Genomic DNA, 13,193 nt, shown 5'->3' on the forward strand with positions numbered 1-13,193 from the left:
TTTAGGGGCAGCCATGGAAATTGCCGACTTCGACAGGAGCGCGAATATCGTGTCGCTCTTCCTGTCCCGCGCCGATGCGCTCGGCGATGCGCCGATGCTGCGGGCCAAGCAGAGCGGTCAGTGGACCGCGATCAGCTGGGCCGAGGCCGCGCGGCGCGTGTGCCTGCTGGCGGCATCGCTGCGCCAGCTTGGCCTCAGGCCGGGCGAGCGCGTGGTGATCGTGTCCGAAAACCGGCCGGAGTGGTGCATCGCAGACCTCGCGATCATGGCGGCGGGCTGCGTGACGGTGCCGACGTACACCACCAACACCACGCGCGATCACATCCACATCCTGGAGAATTCGGGCGCCCGCGCGGCGATCGTTTCTACCGCCAAGCTGGGCCGGACCCTGCTGCCGGCGATCGTGCAGACCGACATGTGCCGCCACGTCATCGGCATGGAGCCGCTGGTGCCGATGCAGGGCGGGGCCTACGAGACGCAGCTGTGGGACGAATTGCTGCAAGGCGACGCTGCCGCCGCCCGTGCCGAAGTCGATGCGCGCATGGCGGATGTCGGGCGCGGTGATCTGGCCTGCATCATCTACACCAGCGGCACCGGCGGCGCTCCGCGCGGGGTGCGCCAGCACCACGGAATGCTGCTGTCCAACGTGGCGGGCGCGGCGCAGATCATCGATCAGGACTTCGGCTGGGACCAAGGGCCCGAGAAGCGGGAGATATTCCTCTCCTTCCTGCCGCTCAGCCATGCCTACGAGCATACCGGCGGACAGCTCCTGCCGATCGGCCTGGGCGGCGAGATCTACTATTCCGAAGGCCTCGACAAGCTGGCCGCCAATATCGAGGAAGTGCGCCCGACCGTGATGGTCGTCGTGCCGCGCCTGTTCGAGGTCCTGCGCACGCGCATCATGCGCCAGATCGAAAAGCAGGGCGGGACCGCGAACCGGCTCATGGAATGGGCGGTCGCAGGGGCGCAGCGCCGCCAGTCCGGCAAGCGCCGATTTACCGACTATCCGCTAGACATGCTGATCGAGCGCACCCTTCGCCCCAAGGTCCGCGCGCGCTTCGGCGGGCGGATGAAGGCGCTGGTTTCGGGCGGCGCGCCGCTGAACCCGGAGATCGGCGTATTCTTCGATGCGATGGGGCTTACCCTGCTGCAGGGGTATGGGCAGACCGAGTCAGGACCGATCATCAGCTGCAACCGCCCGGCCGCGGGCGTCAAGTTCGACACTGTCGGCCCGCCCCTGCGCGGCGTCGAGGTGCGCATCGCTGCAGACGGCGAGATTCTCGTGCGCGGCGAGGTGGTCATGGCCGGCTACTGGCAAAACGAGGCGGCGAGCGTCAACGTGCTCAAGGATGGCTGGCTGCACACCGGCGACATCGGCCACTTCGACGACAAGGGCCGCATCGCCATCACCGACCGCAAGAAGGACATGATCGTCAACGATAAGGGCGACAACGTTTCGCCCCAGAAGGTCGAATCGATGCTCACCCTTCAGCCCGAGATTGCACAGGCGATGGTTTCGGGCGACCGGCGGCCGTATATCGTCGGGCTGATCGTGCCCGATGCCGACTGGGCGCTGGAATGGGCGCGAAGCAACGGCGAGGCTTTCGATTTCCGCAGGTTGCAGACCATGCCCTCGTTCCGCGCGGCGATCCGCACCGCGATAGACCGGGTGAACGCCGACCTCTCGGTAATCGAAAAGGTGCGCCAGTTCGCTTTCGCGGACGAGCCGTTCTCGATCGAGAACGAGGAGATGACCCCCAGCCTCAAAATCCGCCGCCACAAGGTAAAGGAACGCTACGGCACGCGGCTGGACGGGCTCTACAAATAGGAGAGCCTATCTGTTCACGGCACCAGCGTCGTGAACAGATAGGTTGCGAAGATGACGAGGTGGATCGTGCCCTGAACCACCGTGGTCCGGCCGGTCCCCAGCGTCATCGAGGCGACCAGCAGTGTCAGCGCCAGCAGCACGATGCCGCGCATCGACAGGCCCAGTTCGAGGTCCAGCCCCATCATCAGTGAAGTGACGGCGACCGCCGGGATGGTCAGGCCGATCGTCGCCAGTGCCGAGCCGATGGCAAGGTTGAGGCTGGTCTGTACCCGGTTGCCCCGCGCCGCACGCAGTGCCGCGAAGCCCTCGGGCGCAAGGACCAGCGCGGCGATGATGATGCCGACCATCGCCTGGGGCGCGCCCACTGCCGCGACGCCCGCCTCGATCGAGGGGGACAGCATCTTGGCCAGCAGCACCACCGCAACGAGAGCAAAACCCAGCAGCACCGCCGACGCCGCCGCGCGCGCCTTGGGCACGGGCGCTTCGTGGGCATGGTCGGCTTCCTCAGGATGGAGGAAATGGTCCTTGTGGCGCACCGTCTGGGCAACCACGAAAGTGCCGTAGATGATAAGCGAGATCACCGCGACGAAGCCCAGCTGCAAGCTGGAGTAGAACGCACCGCTCTGGGTAATGGTGAAGTTGGGCAGCACCAGCGTCGCGACCGAGAGCGTCGCCAGCATCGATAGCCCGTGGGTGACCCCGCTCTGGGTATAGCTCTGTTCGTGGTGTCGCCCGCCGCCCGCCAGCAGGCAGATGCCGACGATGCCGTTGATCGTGATCATGATCGCGGCGATCAGGGTGTCGCGCGCCAGCGCCTGTGCGCCGCTGCCCTCGCTCATCATGATCGAGACGATCAGCGAGGTTTCGATCACGGTTACCGCGAAAGCCAGCAGCAGGGTGCCGAACGGCTCGCCGAGGTAATGGGCGAGGACTTCGGCATGGTAGACCGCCGAGATGATCGCCGCGCACAGGACCAGCGCCAGGACCACAACAAGGCTGACCCCCGCCGGTTTTCCCAGCGCCAGCGCGGCCAGTGCCAGCAGCGGTACGGCTATCGACCAGGGCGCGAGGCCGAAGGTCGGGAAGCGCGCGGCCTGTGCCGGTGTGGGAGTCGGTTGGGGCCGATCGACGGTCTCGGTGGGCTGGGTCATCGATTGACTATAGGTGCGATCCGCCGCAGGACCAGTCTTGCGCATGTCCGATTGCGACTTTGTGCATGCAGGGCAACCCATCGACACGGAGTGGAAACCCTTCGGCCGTAATCACTGATCTTCACCGGCCAGGCGCTCATCTTCACCGGGATACACTTTTTCATTCACCACTACGAAACGCTTGCGGGGGTTTCGGCGTTGTCTGCCGCAACCTCACTCGAATACTGATATGGAAAATCCCCAAAAATGCGCGCTTTTTCCTGTCCCAACTGCCGCCGTCTCAACCATTTCGAGGTCCGGGTCTGCCCCGGCTGCAAGGCGACGCTCGGCTACGACCCGTCTATCGACGCTTTCCGGTTCCTTGCCGACAAGGCCACCGTCTGGCGCGATAGCAAGGGCGGGACGGCCAATGTCGTGGTCTGCGCCAACAACAATGCGTACCGGATCTGCAACTGGCTGGTGGAGACGGGTGATGCCACGCCGATGTGCCGGGCCTGTCGCCACAACCGCACGATCCCTGACTTGTCCGAGCCTTCGGTGCCGCCGCGCTGGGCCAAGATCGAGGCGGCCAAGCGGCGCCTGTTTCACTCGCTGCTGAAGCTGGGCCTGCCGCTGGAGACCAGGGCCGAAGCAGGGCCGGGCGCGCAGGGCCTTGCTTTCGATTTCCTCTACGATGCTGCGGCCGAGAAGGCCGGTACGCCCCGGATAACCACTGGCCATGACGGCGGCCTCATCACGCTGAACCTGATCGAGGCGGACGATGTCGAGCGCGAACGCATGCGCCACGCCATGGGTGAGCCGTACCGCACCCTTCTGGGCCATTTCCGTCACGAGGTGGGGCATCACTACTGGTCGCGGCTTGTTGCACCGGATGCTGCCGAATGCGAGGCGTTCCGCAAGGTCTTCGGCGATGAGCGGGTGGACTACCAGCAGAGCCTGCAGGCCCACTATGCCGACGATGGGTCGAAGGTCTGGACCGACGCTTACGTCAGCTTCTACGCGACTTCCCACCCGTGGGAGGACTTTGCCGAGACCTTCGCGCACTACCTGCACATCGTCGATGTGCTGGCGGCAGCGGGCGGTTTCGACCTGTCGCTGGCGGCCTTGCCCGGCGAGGCGGACGGGTTGGAAGTCGAACTGGATTTCAACCCTTATACCGCCGACACGCGGGCGCTGGTCGATGCGATGGGGCCGCTGTCTTTCGCGGTCAACGCGATCAATCGCTCGATGGGCCTGCCCGACCTTTACCCGTTCCACCTGTCAGACGCGATCGTCGCCAAGCTGGATTACGTCCATACCCTCGTCGACAAGGCGCGCCAGAGTGTGAAGGCGGGCACTTCGGTCGCGGCCTGAGCGCTCAGGTTCAGGCGGCTTCCTTCTCGATGAACTCGGGATAGAAACTGGGTTCGCGGTCGGACCAGCCCGGTGCCGTGGCAGCGGCTTCGCTGATCGAATGGAGCAGCGTCTTGCGCTTGTCCGGGCGGATCTGCGGCAGTGCGGCCGCACCGCAGAAGGCGCCCGGAAGCCACGGCCGCGCCCACGCACCCAGCAGGCGCTCGTAAAGAAAGCGGAAGGCCGAGAAGCTCTCGATCTTGTCCTGTGCGAGGTCGAAGGCGGCTATGCGAACCAGCTTGCCCATGAACACTTCGATATCTTCGAAGGCGATGTCGTCGGGGCGCATGGTGCGCAGGCGCTTCAGGTCCTGATAGGCGGCGTACTGCTTTCGGATCGAGGCCATTTCATCCGCGTCGCGCGCCTAGATCTTGAAAGCATCCTGCCGGCCAAGTCCGATATCCAGGCTGCGGCGGATGTAGCGCTGTTCGCACGAAGTGAAGCTGGCAAACTCCCGGAGTTCGCCGATCGTCAGAGTAGCCGTTCCCGAATAGGCCATTGTCGTGGTTCCTGTTTCGCAAAGGGTGCTCCCTCCGCGATTCGAAGTAAACCACGATAGCGGTTACCAGCTCGTTTACTATGCAATCGATTATTTGTGTAGTTTCCCTTGGTGGGACGGCGAGCGGTGAATATCCTCCCCGGGATGGGGAGGACAGCGGGGTCAGATCAAGCCGGCGAGGGGGCTGGACGGGTCGGCGTAGCGGCGCGTTTTCATGCGTCCGGCGAGGTAGGCATCGCGCCCGCCCTGTACCGCCAGCTTCATCGCGCGGGCCATGCGGATGGGATCGCGCGCTTCGGCGATGGCGGTGTTCATCAGCACGCCGTCGCAGCCCAGCTCCATCGCGACGGCCGCTTCCGAGGCTGTGCCGACGCCTGCATCGACCAGCACGGGCACCGTGGCGCCTTCGACGATGAGACGGATGGTGACCTTGTTCTGGATGCCAAGGCCAGAGCCGATCGGCGCGCCCAGCGGCATCACCGCAACGGCGCCGCACTCTTCCAGCTGCTTGGCGGCGATCGGATCGTCGACACAGTAGACCATCGGCAGGAAGCCCTCCTTGGCGAGGATTTCGGTGGCCTTCAGCGTTTCGCGCATGTCGGGGTAGAGGGTGCGGGCCTCGCCCAGCACTTCCAGCTTGACCAGGTCCCAGCCGCCAGCCTCGCGCGCCAGACGCAAGGTGCGAATGGCGTCGTCTGCGGTGAAGCAGCCGGCGGTGTTGGGCAGGTACGTGATCTTTTTCGGATCGATGAAGTCGGTCAGCATCGGCGCGTTTCGGTCCGACACATTGACGCGGCGCACTGCCACAGTGACGATCTCCGCGCCCGATGCCGCGACGGCGGCCGCGTTCTGCTCGAAGTCCTTGTACTTGCCGGTGCCCACGATCAGGCGCGAGGTAAAAGTACGGCCGGCAACCGTCCAGGTGTCGGGGGCCAGGGTGTCAGCAGCAGAATCGGTCACGAAGCGCGTCCTTTCGGGAGCGGTAAACGGAAGGGAGCGGACGGTGCGGTGTTCAGCCGCCGCCCACGAAGTGAACGATCTCCAGCACGTCGCCGTCGGTCAGGATCACGTCGGCCAGCGTGGACCGCGGAGCGATCTCGGCGTTGCGCTCGACAGCGACCTTTCCGGGATCGAGCCCGAGGCTCGCCACGAGATCGGCGATGCTGGAGCCCGGCGCAATGCGGCGCGGTTCCCCGTTGACGGTGAGGAGGTATTCGTCGGCCATGCAGCGCAGATAGCGTTCAGCAGGCGCCGTGCAAGTTCCGAATGTGCGCGAAGGCGACGAGGCTCACGCCCAGGATCGTCAGCACCGCCTCGGGCAAGCCGTGGCCGACGAGGATCGCCGCGCCCATCAGGGACAGGCCGATACCGCCGATGACGAGCGGCGCGATGCGGCCATGGCGCGCGACACCGAAGCCGAGCGAAACAAGCCCGACGACCAGTGCCAGGCCAAGCCCGATGCGGTGGATTTCCGGCGACAGCAGCACTTCTCCGCCCAGTCCGAGAAACCCGACCAGAACGACGCCCAGCACGCAATGCACCGCACATAGCCCGCTCAGGATGATCCCGGCACGGTCCAGACGGCTTCGAATCGCGATGATGGCGCTACGCATGACCGGCCATTTATGTAACGTTGTAACATCTTGCAACCCCTGTCGGGCTCAACTCGTCTCGTCTCGTCTCGTCTCGCGGGGCGTCCGGGGCGCCGCCCGTACGGTGCCCGGCACCGCGACGCTCCGATGTTGCTCTTGCGTTAACTTCGATCAGACCGCAGTGACCGCCGACATGACGAAAGAAGCAGAAGCATGAGAGTGAACGACGGTCGCCCGATTATCGGGACCAGCGACGATATCGCCCCGATGGTGCGCTGGCTGCTCAGCGTGGCTGTGATGGTAGTGCTGATCGTGGCCGTCGGCGGGATTACCCGCCTGACCGAATCGGGCCTGTCGATCACCCAGTGGAAGCCGCTGACCGGGTTCATCCCGCCGATCACGGATGCGCAGTGGCAGGCCGAATTCACGGGCTACAAGCACATTCCGCAGTATCTCGACGTCAACGGCCCGGCGGGTATGACGCTGGCGCAGTACAAGTTCATCTACTTCTGGGAATGGGTCCATCGCCTGCTCGCCCGCGTGATCGGGCTGATCTTCGCGATTCCGCTGGCGTGGTTCTGGTTCAAGCGCACGATCCCCGGCGGCTACAAGCCGCGCCTGCTGGCGCTGCTGGCGCTGGGCGGGCTTCAGGGCGTGGTTGGCTGGTGGATGGTCTCCTCGGGCCTCAGCGCCGAGGCGCTCGACCGGGTGAGCCACTTCCGCCTCGCCGCGCACCTGCTGGTCGCGCTGTTCACGCTGGGGGGGCTGGTATGGACCGCGCTGGATCTCAAGGCGATGGAGCGGGGCGAACCGCGCGCGCGCCTGACCGGCTTTGGCCTGCTGGCGCTGGGCATGCTGACGATCCAGCTGTTCATGGGCGCGATGGTGGCGGGCCTGCGCGCCGGCGTCGTCGCCGGTGCCGGCTGGTGGAGCTGGGACGCCTGGCCGTTGATGCAGGGCAGCTTCTTCCCCGAAGGTGTCGAGTGGGCGAAAGGCACGCTCCATGCCTTGGTGAACGATCCCTATCTCACGCATTTCGTCCATCGGTGGTGGGCCTGGGCCATCGTGGCGGTGTTGGTCGTCATGGGCCGCAAGCTGAAGGCTAAGCGCGAGCGGCTGGTCTCCGTCGCAGTACACGCCGCATTCGGCACGCAGGTGCTGCTGGGCATCTTCACCGTTTGGTCCGGCGTGACGCTGTGGCTGGCGGTGGCGCACCAGCTGTGCGGAGCGCTACTTGTCGCCGCAACAGTCTGGGGCGCGCACGCTCTGGGGCGTCGCACCTGAAGCGAAATGATGGAGAGGTATTATTTTACCTCTCTGGAATCCCGCGCCAAGCTTGACTTGCCGGGTGGTTTCGACGATTTGCCCGCCTTCTCGTGCATCCGGGGATTCGCAAGGGCGACCATCCGGCACGGCACGAACGAACACATAGGGATAGACCAGCCATGAAGGCTCTCACGAAGGTCACCCGGTCGATCAAGCCGGCCGAGGTGGAAAAGAAGTGGCATCTTATTGATGCTGACGGTCTGGTGGCTGGGCGTCTCGCCGTCATCATCGCCGACCTGCTGCGCGGCAAGCACAAGCCGAGCTACACCCCCCACGTTGATTGCGGCGACCATGTCGTTGTCATCAACGCTGAGAAGGTGCGCTTCACCGGCAACAAGCTGAAGCAGAAGACCTACTACAAGCACACCGGTTACGCCGGCGGCATCAAGGAAGTCACCGCTGACAAGGTCCTCGCGGGCCGCTTCCCCGAGCGCGTGCTCGAGAAGGCTGTCGAGCGCATGGTTCCCCGTGGTCCGCTTGGCCGCGATCAGATGCGTGCCCTGCACCTCTATGCAGGTACCGAGCATCCGCACGGTGGCACTCAGCCCGAAGCGCTCGACGTCGCTTCCATGAACCGCAAGAACAAGGTGGGCGCATAATGTCCGAGACCGAAACCGTTCAGAGCCTGTCCGACCTCAAGGACATCACGGGCGAAGTCACCGCTGACGACAACTTCGTTGCGGCCCCCGTTTCGAACGCTCCGCTGCGCGAGCAGCAGATCGACGCCCAGGGCCGCGCTTACGCGACCGGTCGTCGTAAGGACGCGGTTGCCCGCGTCTGGGTCAAGCCCGGTTCGGGCAAGATCATCGTCAACGGCCGTGACCAGGAAGTTTACTTCGCACGTCCGACCCTGCGTCTGGTTATCAACCAGACCTTCCAGGTCGCTGGTCGTGAAGGCCAGTACGACGTGATCGCTACCGTCAAGGGCGGCGGTCTCTCGGGTCAGGCCGGCGCTGTGAAGCACGGTATCGCTCAGGCGCTGTCGAAGTACGAGCCTGCGCTGCGCGCAGCCGTCAAGGCAGCCGGTTTCCTTACCCGCGACAGCCGCGTGGTCGAGCGTAAGAAGTACGGCCGTGCGAAGGCACGTCGTAGCTTCCAGTTCTCGAAGCGTTAATCGCTTCCAGAGCTTCGGCTTACAAAAAAGGGTCGCGGGAAACCGCGGCCCTTTTTTCGTTCCGGCATTTAGAAAATGCGCCGAGCTTCAGACCTTGAGCGGGCGGCGCGAAATCATGTTGTCGACAACCGGGCGGATCGAGATCAAGGTCTTGAAGTCGCGGACGTGGGACTGCTCGCTCAGTTCCTCGCGCGTGAAGGCGTCGTAGGCCTCCATTGAGGGAACTTGCACGATGAGGACGAAATCGTCGTCACCGGCCACGTTCCACGCAGCGACCACTTCTTCGCGCCGGGCGATGTTGCGGGCGAAGGCATCGGTGCGGATGTGGCCGTCGTTGTAGAGCTGCACCAGCACATGCATCGTGATCGCCCCGCCGGTGAGCGCGGGATCGACCAGCGCGATGTCGCCGATGATGACCCCTTCCGCCCGCATCCGCCTGAGCCGCCGCAGCACGGACGATTCGGACAATCCCACTTTTTCAGCCAGACTGCGCGCCGGTTCGAGATTGTGGCGCCGCACGCATTCAAGCAGCTTGCGGTCAAAAGAATCGAGAGTGGCGGATTTCATCGTTCGAGGCACCATTATGGCGAATTCCGTCACTCATGTGCCTAATTTCGGCGGCACCCGCAATCGCCTTTGTATTATCTCTCCGCGCCATGCAGACCCCGACATCCCTTTCCGCTCCGCGTAGCGAACTTTCCGCCTTGCTGCCTTACGCAGCGCTGCTCGCAGCCATGGTGGCTTTCGCGACCGGAAGTTCGGCGGCGAAACAGCTTTTCCCGATGGTCGGCGCGGCGGGCACGACGCTGTACCGCGTGGGCTTCGCAGCTTTGCTGCTGATGCCGATGTGGCGCCCCTGGCGGCGGCGCTGGACGCGGGGCGAACTGCTGCTGCTGATCCGCTACGGCGCCGTGCTGGGCATGATGAATCTGAGCTTCTATCTGGCGCTGCGGACGATCCCGCTAGGATTGGCGATCGCGATCGAACTGCTTGGCCCGCTAAGTGTGGCGCTGTTCAATTCGCGGCGGTTGCTCCACTTCGTCTGGATCGCCCTGGCGCTGGCAGGACTGGCGCTGCTGCTGCCGATGGGGGACGTGAAGAGCGGCCTTGACCCGGTCGGCATCGGTTTCGCGCTCTGCGCGGCGGTGTGCTGGGGGCTTTATATCGTCTGCGGCAAGAAGGTGGCGCACCTCCATCCCGGACAGACGGTGGCGATGGGCATGGTGTTCGCCACCTTGGCGGTCGCGCCTTTCGGCATCGCGGCGATGGGCGCGGGCCTGCTCAACATCCATGCCGTGGTGCTTGGCCTGATCGTTGCGGTGCTATCCAGCGCCATACCCTATTCGCTGGAGATGATTTCGCTCAGGCATATCCCGGAGCGGACCTACGGCGTGGTGCTCAGCATCGATCCGGCGATCGGCGCGCTGGCGGGCTATGTGCTGCTGGGTGAAGTGCTGACCGGCAGGCAGATGGTCGCGCTGTCATGCGTGGTCTGCGCTGCGATCGGCGCGGTGCTGACGCGCGGGCCGGAAGCCGAGCCTGCGCCGGTCGAGGCGATGATCGCGCCTTAGAGTGTGCCGTAAAATGGCGACGGCAGAGCCGCCGCCATGACGTCGAACGGGTTCGGCGGACTTGAAGGTCCGCCGCCCCGCCGGCCGTGTCGGTCCGCGCCTTGCGGTGCCGCGGACTAGCTTGCCGTTCTGACGAACGGTGTCGCTACTCCGCTCGGACCGTCAGTACATATGCTGCCCGCCGTTGATGCTGAGCGTGGACCCGGTGACGAACGCGGCATTCTCCGAGCACAGGAACGCACAGCCACGCGCGATCTCGTAAGCGCTGCCGAGGCGGCCGACGGGGATCTTGGCGACGATCTTTTCCAGCACCGGCGCCGGCACGGCCGCGACCATGTCGGTGTCGATGTAGCCCGGCGCGATGGCGTTGACGGTGACGCCGTACTTGGCGCCTTCCTGCGCCAGCGCCTTGGTGAAGCCGTGGATGCCGGACTTGGCCGCCGCGTAGTTCACCTGGCCGTACTGGCCGGCCTGGCCGTTGATCGAACCGATGTTGACGATGCGGCCCCAGCCACGCTCGCGCATGCCGGCGAAAGTGGCCTTGGCGGTGTTGAAGCAGCCGCCCAGGTTGATGCGCATGACGTCGTTCCAGTCGTCGAAGCTCATCCGCTGCAGCACGCCGTCACGGGTGATGCCTGCGTTGTTGATGACGATATCGATCGGGCCGATTTCCGCAGCGATACGCGCGCAGCTTTCCTGCGTCGCTTCGTGATCGCCGACATCCCACCGATAGGCGGGAATGCCGGTTTCTGCGGTGAAGGCGAGGGCCTTTTCCTCATTGCCTGCATAATTTGCAATAACTGTGTGACCGCGCTCCTGAAGCGCCAGTGATACTGCCTTGCCGATTCCCCGGGTGCCGCCGGTAACAATTGCAATGCGCGCCATATCAAGCCTTTCCCATTTCAGTACATCCACCGTGTACAGTGCTATGAAATGAATATGACGGCCGCAAGGCTGAGTATTGACCTAAACGCGGTTGTAATCGACGATTTTAAGTGCGGAAAACGCAACCGTGGTTGCTCGTTTCAGAACTTGAACTGTGTTCCTACGTAAACGGCCTGCCCATCGAGCTTGCCATCGGTGAGGGGAACCAGTCGCTCACGGTCCTGAGAATAGCGCACGCCGGCCGTGACATCGAGGTTATCGGTCACCCGGTAAGCGCCGCCCAGTTCGACTTCGCCGGCCTCTCCCGAGAACGTGCGCGGCGCGCGTCCGGGCGTGCGCTTCTCGTCAATCGAGATGCGCGGTGAAAAGCGCGAGGGGTCCTTCGCCGCCGTGCCTGGCGTCAGGCTGAACTTCTTGAGGTCGGGCAATTCCGCGATCGGCCGGGCCGGAGCCTGAGGGACGAGGTTCTGCGCGAAATTCTGGTACCCGCGCGATACGCCCAGGTTGAATGCCGTGGATACGATCCGCATGGGAGCGGCGTCCTGGGCTGCCTGCGCCATTGGCGAGCGACCGTGAACGATGATCGCCTGCGCCGCCTCGGGATCGACCCGCACGGCCACGGTCACCGCACGGTCCTGCCGGTTGGGCGTGCCGGCCGGGGTGAACGGAAACTGCTGTCCCTTGGCGAGCGACCGCATGGCAATCGCGCGGGAGAGGTTTTCGGGGTTTGTCTCCGGATCGAGCGAATCGATCTGACCGGGCGCGCCGGAATGCGACTTGAAGTTGGTGGAGAACGCCAGGACCGCGCTGGGCAGGGCAAGCAGGCCGACGCAGCCGGCTAGCAGCAGACTGCCCGTCATGCTGCTCCTTGATGCGGAAACCTGCTCGGTAACCATGATAACGCCTTGTCGCCTCTCGCAAATCTTCTGCAAACCGTCCTGATCACGATCATCTCGGGACGGCTTCACATAGAGCGGCATGAGATTAACACGTCCTGAGCGCCATAGGGAAGGGCCTCGCTGCGCCGCCTTGCCGCCGCGCAATCGTTCAGCAAGCGCTCAGCGTGGTTTCGCTTAGGAACATCCATGGCTGGCGCAAAGGCTTCGGGCGCACTTGCCGCCCGCACTGCGGCGGTTATAGAGGCTTTTGACGATGGGTTCGCCCGCGCGTCCATTTTTTGTGGGACCGCTCCGACGAACCTGGCACGAAACTGGGAATTACAATGACAGGCAGCACGGATACCGGCCTTCTTACCCTGCGTAATGTCGCAACCGCAGGCTTCTGCGCCGTGGCGGCGCTTGCGCTGGCCGGTTGCGGCGGTGGGCGTGAAAAGGCGAAGACCTCGCTTGCGCCCTCGCAGGTGACCACGATCGGCGTAAACAGCTACCTGTGGCGCGCCAGCCTCGATTCGGTGTCGTTCATGCCGCTGCTCCAGTCGGACAGCAACGGCGGCGTCATCATCACCGACTGGTACGTGAACCCCAAGACCCCGACCGAGCGGGTCAAGGTCTCGATCATGATCCTCGACCAGAACCTGCGGGCCGACGCGCTCAAGGTAACGGCCGTGCGTGAAGTGTCGCAGGGCGGCGGCTGGGCCCCGGCCCCGGTACAGGCGGCCACCGTGCAGAAGCTGGAAGACATCATTCTCACCCGCGCCCGCGACCTTCGTCGCGATTCGATCGGCGGGTAAGTAGTTTTACGCAGCACCGGTCCGCTCGCCCACCCGGCCTTCCATCACGATAAACTGTGGAAGGCCGGGTGGAGGAGCGGGCCGGTGCCGCAAAATCCGTCGGCGGCGGATTTTCAACCCTAGGACCATAGGTCCGCAGGAGAAG

General features: G+C 64.5%; 14 protein-coding genes and 1 pseudogene. 7 read left to right on the top strand and 8 right to left on the bottom strand.

Annotated features, from left to right (window positions below; all coding sequences use genetic code 11):
• Positions 1 to 13: 13 nt before the first annotated feature.
• Entirely contained in the window at positions 14 to 1,828 is a 1,815-nt protein-coding gene (locus GVL61_RS11325) for a long-chain fatty acid--CoA ligase (protein WP_159979996.1), read from the top strand.
• Between the two features lie 14 nt (positions 1,829 to 1,842).
• On the opposite strand, the gene GVL61_RS11330 is transcribed toward GVL61_RS11325, so the two are convergent.
• Complete coding sequence (locus GVL61_RS11330) at positions 1,843 to 3,024, bottom strand: calcium:proton antiporter (RefSeq protein ID WP_159979998.1); 1,182 nt, start codon at positions 3,022 to 3,024, stop codon at positions 1,843 to 1,845.
• A 201-nt stretch (positions 3,025 to 3,225) separates the two neighbouring features.
• Here GVL61_RS11330 and GVL61_RS11335 point away from each other — a divergent pair, with 201 nt between their 5' ends.
• On the top strand, positions 3,226 to 4,332 hold the full coding sequence (locus tag GVL61_RS11335; RefSeq protein ID WP_159980000.1) for a putative zinc-binding metallopeptidase: 1,107 nt from the start codon (positions 3,226 to 3,228) through the stop codon (positions 4,330 to 4,332).
• 10 nt (positions 4,333 to 4,342) lie between these two features.
• Here the strand turns inward: GVL61_RS11335 and GVL61_RS11340 are convergent.
• From GVL61_RS11340 to GVL61_RS11355, 4 genes and pseudogenes are all read right to left on the bottom strand, one after another.
• Positions 4,343 to 4,870: pseudogene (locus tag GVL61_RS11340) on the bottom strand (hypothetical protein).
• A gap of 162 nt (positions 4,871 to 5,032) precedes the next feature.
• A complete protein-coding gene (locus tag GVL61_RS11345) occupies positions 5,033 to 5,830 on the bottom strand; it encodes a thiazole synthase (RefSeq protein WP_159980002.1) in 798 nt (265 codons plus the stop codon).
• Positions 5,831 to 5,882: 52 nt separating this feature from the next.
• A complete protein-coding gene (thiS, locus tag GVL61_RS11350) occupies positions 5,883 to 6,095 on the bottom strand; it encodes a sulfur carrier protein ThiS (RefSeq protein ID WP_159980004.1) in 213 nt (70 codons plus the stop codon).
• Positions 6,096 to 6,111: 16 nt separating this feature from the next.
• Positions 6,112 to 6,483, bottom strand: coding sequence for a MerC domain-containing protein (locus tag GVL61_RS11355; protein WP_159980006.1), 372 nt, complete (start codon positions 6,481 to 6,483; stop codon positions 6,112 to 6,114).
• Positions 6,484 to 6,675: 192 nt separating this feature from the next.
• Between GVL61_RS11355 and GVL61_RS11360 the strand changes: the two genes are divergently transcribed.
• From GVL61_RS11360 to rpsI, 3 genes are all read left to right on the top strand, one after another.
• A complete protein-coding gene (locus GVL61_RS11360) occupies positions 6,676 to 7,746 on the top strand; it encodes a COX15/CtaA family protein (protein WP_159980008.1) in 1,071 nt (356 codons plus the stop codon).
• Between the two features lie 161 nt (positions 7,747 to 7,907).
• The gene (gene rplM, locus GVL61_RS11365) at positions 7,908 to 8,387 is read left to right on the top strand and encodes a 50S ribosomal protein L13 (RefSeq protein ID WP_043974066.1); all 480 of its coding nucleotides are present in this window, start codon (positions 7,908 to 7,910) and stop codon (positions 8,385 to 8,387) included.
• The gene (rpsI, locus tag GVL61_RS11370) at positions 8,387 to 8,902 is read left to right on the top strand and encodes a 30S ribosomal protein S9 (protein ID WP_043974064.1); all 516 of its coding nucleotides are present in this window, start codon (positions 8,387 to 8,389) and stop codon (positions 8,900 to 8,902) included. The genes rplM and rpsI overlap by 1 nt, the downstream gene beginning before the upstream one ends.
• 87 nt (positions 8,903 to 8,989) lie before the next feature.
• On the opposite strand, the gene GVL61_RS11375 is transcribed toward rpsI, so the two are convergent.
• Positions 8,990 to 9,469: an Lrp/AsnC family transcriptional regulator gene (locus GVL61_RS11375; RefSeq protein ID WP_159980010.1), complete on the bottom strand. Its 480-nt coding sequence runs from the start codon at positions 9,467 to 9,469 to the stop codon at positions 8,990 to 8,992.
• Positions 9,470 to 9,558: 89 nt separating this feature from the next.
• On the opposite strand from GVL61_RS11375, the gene GVL61_RS11380 reads away from it, so the two are divergent.
• Complete coding sequence (locus GVL61_RS11380; RefSeq protein ID WP_159980012.1) at positions 9,559 to 10,473, top strand: DMT family transporter; 915 nt, start codon at positions 9,559 to 9,561, stop codon at positions 10,471 to 10,473.
• A 162-nt stretch (positions 10,474 to 10,635) separates the two neighbouring features.
• Here the strand turns inward: GVL61_RS11380 and phbB are convergent, their stop codons facing one another.
• A complete protein-coding gene (gene phbB, locus GVL61_RS11385; RefSeq protein ID WP_159980014.1) occupies positions 10,636 to 11,358 on the bottom strand; it encodes an acetoacetyl-CoA reductase in 723 nt (240 codons plus the stop codon).
• Positions 11,359 to 11,498: 140 nt separating this feature from the next.
• A complete protein-coding gene (locus GVL61_RS11390; protein WP_235037640.1) occupies positions 11,499 to 12,218 on the bottom strand; it encodes a hypothetical protein in 720 nt (239 codons plus the stop codon).
• 362 nt (positions 12,219 to 12,580) lie between these two features.
• Here GVL61_RS11390 and GVL61_RS11395 point away from each other — a divergent pair, with 362 nt between their 5' ends.
• The gene (locus GVL61_RS11395; RefSeq protein WP_200844753.1) at positions 12,581 to 13,048 is read left to right on the top strand and encodes a DUF3576 domain-containing protein; all 468 of its coding nucleotides are present in this window, start codon (positions 12,581 to 12,583) and stop codon (positions 13,046 to 13,048) included.
• Positions 13,049 to 13,193: the final 145 nt, after the last annotated feature.

The sequence above is a fragment of the Novosphingobium sp. 18050 genome (assembly GCF_902706195.1).
Lineage (GTDB): Bacteria > Pseudomonadota > Alphaproteobacteria > Sphingomonadales > Sphingomonadaceae > Novosphingobium.

Coding starts and splice junctions, on each gene's coding strand:
- GVL61_RS11335 (WP_159980000.1), top strand. CDS start 3,226: ATGCGCGCTTTTTCCTGTCCCAACTGCCGCCGTCTCAACCATTTCGAG.
- rpsI (WP_043974064.1), top strand. CDS start 8,387: ATGTCCGAGACCGAAACCGTTCAGAGCCTGTCCGACCTCAAGGACATC.
- rplM (WP_043974066.1), top strand. CDS start 7,908: ATGAAGGCTCTCACGAAGGTCACCCGGTCGATCAAGCCGGCCGAGGTG.
- GVL61_RS11355 (WP_159980006.1), bottom strand. CDS start 6,483: ATGCGTAGCGCCATCATCGCGATTCGAAGCCGTCTGGACCGTGCCGGG.
- GVL61_RS11325 (WP_159979996.1), top strand. CDS start 14: ATGGAAATTGCCGACTTCGACAGGAGCGCGAATATCGTGTCGCTCTTC.
- GVL61_RS11380 (WP_159980012.1), top strand. CDS start 9,559: ATGCAGACCCCGACATCCCTTTCCGCTCCGCGTAGCGAACTTTCCGCC.
- GVL61_RS11390 (WP_235037640.1), bottom strand. CDS start 12,218: ATGACGGGCAGTCTGCTGCTAGCCGGCTGCGTCGGCCTGCTTGCCCTG.
- GVL61_RS11375 (WP_159980010.1), bottom strand. CDS start 9,469: ATGAAATCCGCCACTCTCGATTCTTTTGACCGCAAGCTGCTTGAATGC.
- GVL61_RS11330 (WP_159979998.1), bottom strand. CDS start 3,024: ATGCGCAAGACTGGTCCTGCGGCGGATCGCACCTATAGTCAATCGATG.
- GVL61_RS11360 (WP_159980008.1), top strand. CDS start 6,676: ATGAGAGTGAACGACGGTCGCCCGATTATCGGGACCAGCGACGATATC.
- thiS (WP_159980004.1), bottom strand. CDS start 6,095: ATGGCCGACGAATACCTCCTCACCGTCAACGGGGAACCGCGCCGCATT.
- phbB (WP_159980014.1), bottom strand. CDS start 11,358: ATGGCGCGCATTGCAATTGTTACCGGCGGCACCCGGGGAATCGGCAAG.
- GVL61_RS11395 (WP_200844753.1), top strand. CDS start 12,581: ATGACAGGCAGCACGGATACCGGCCTTCTTACCCTGCGTAATGTCGCA.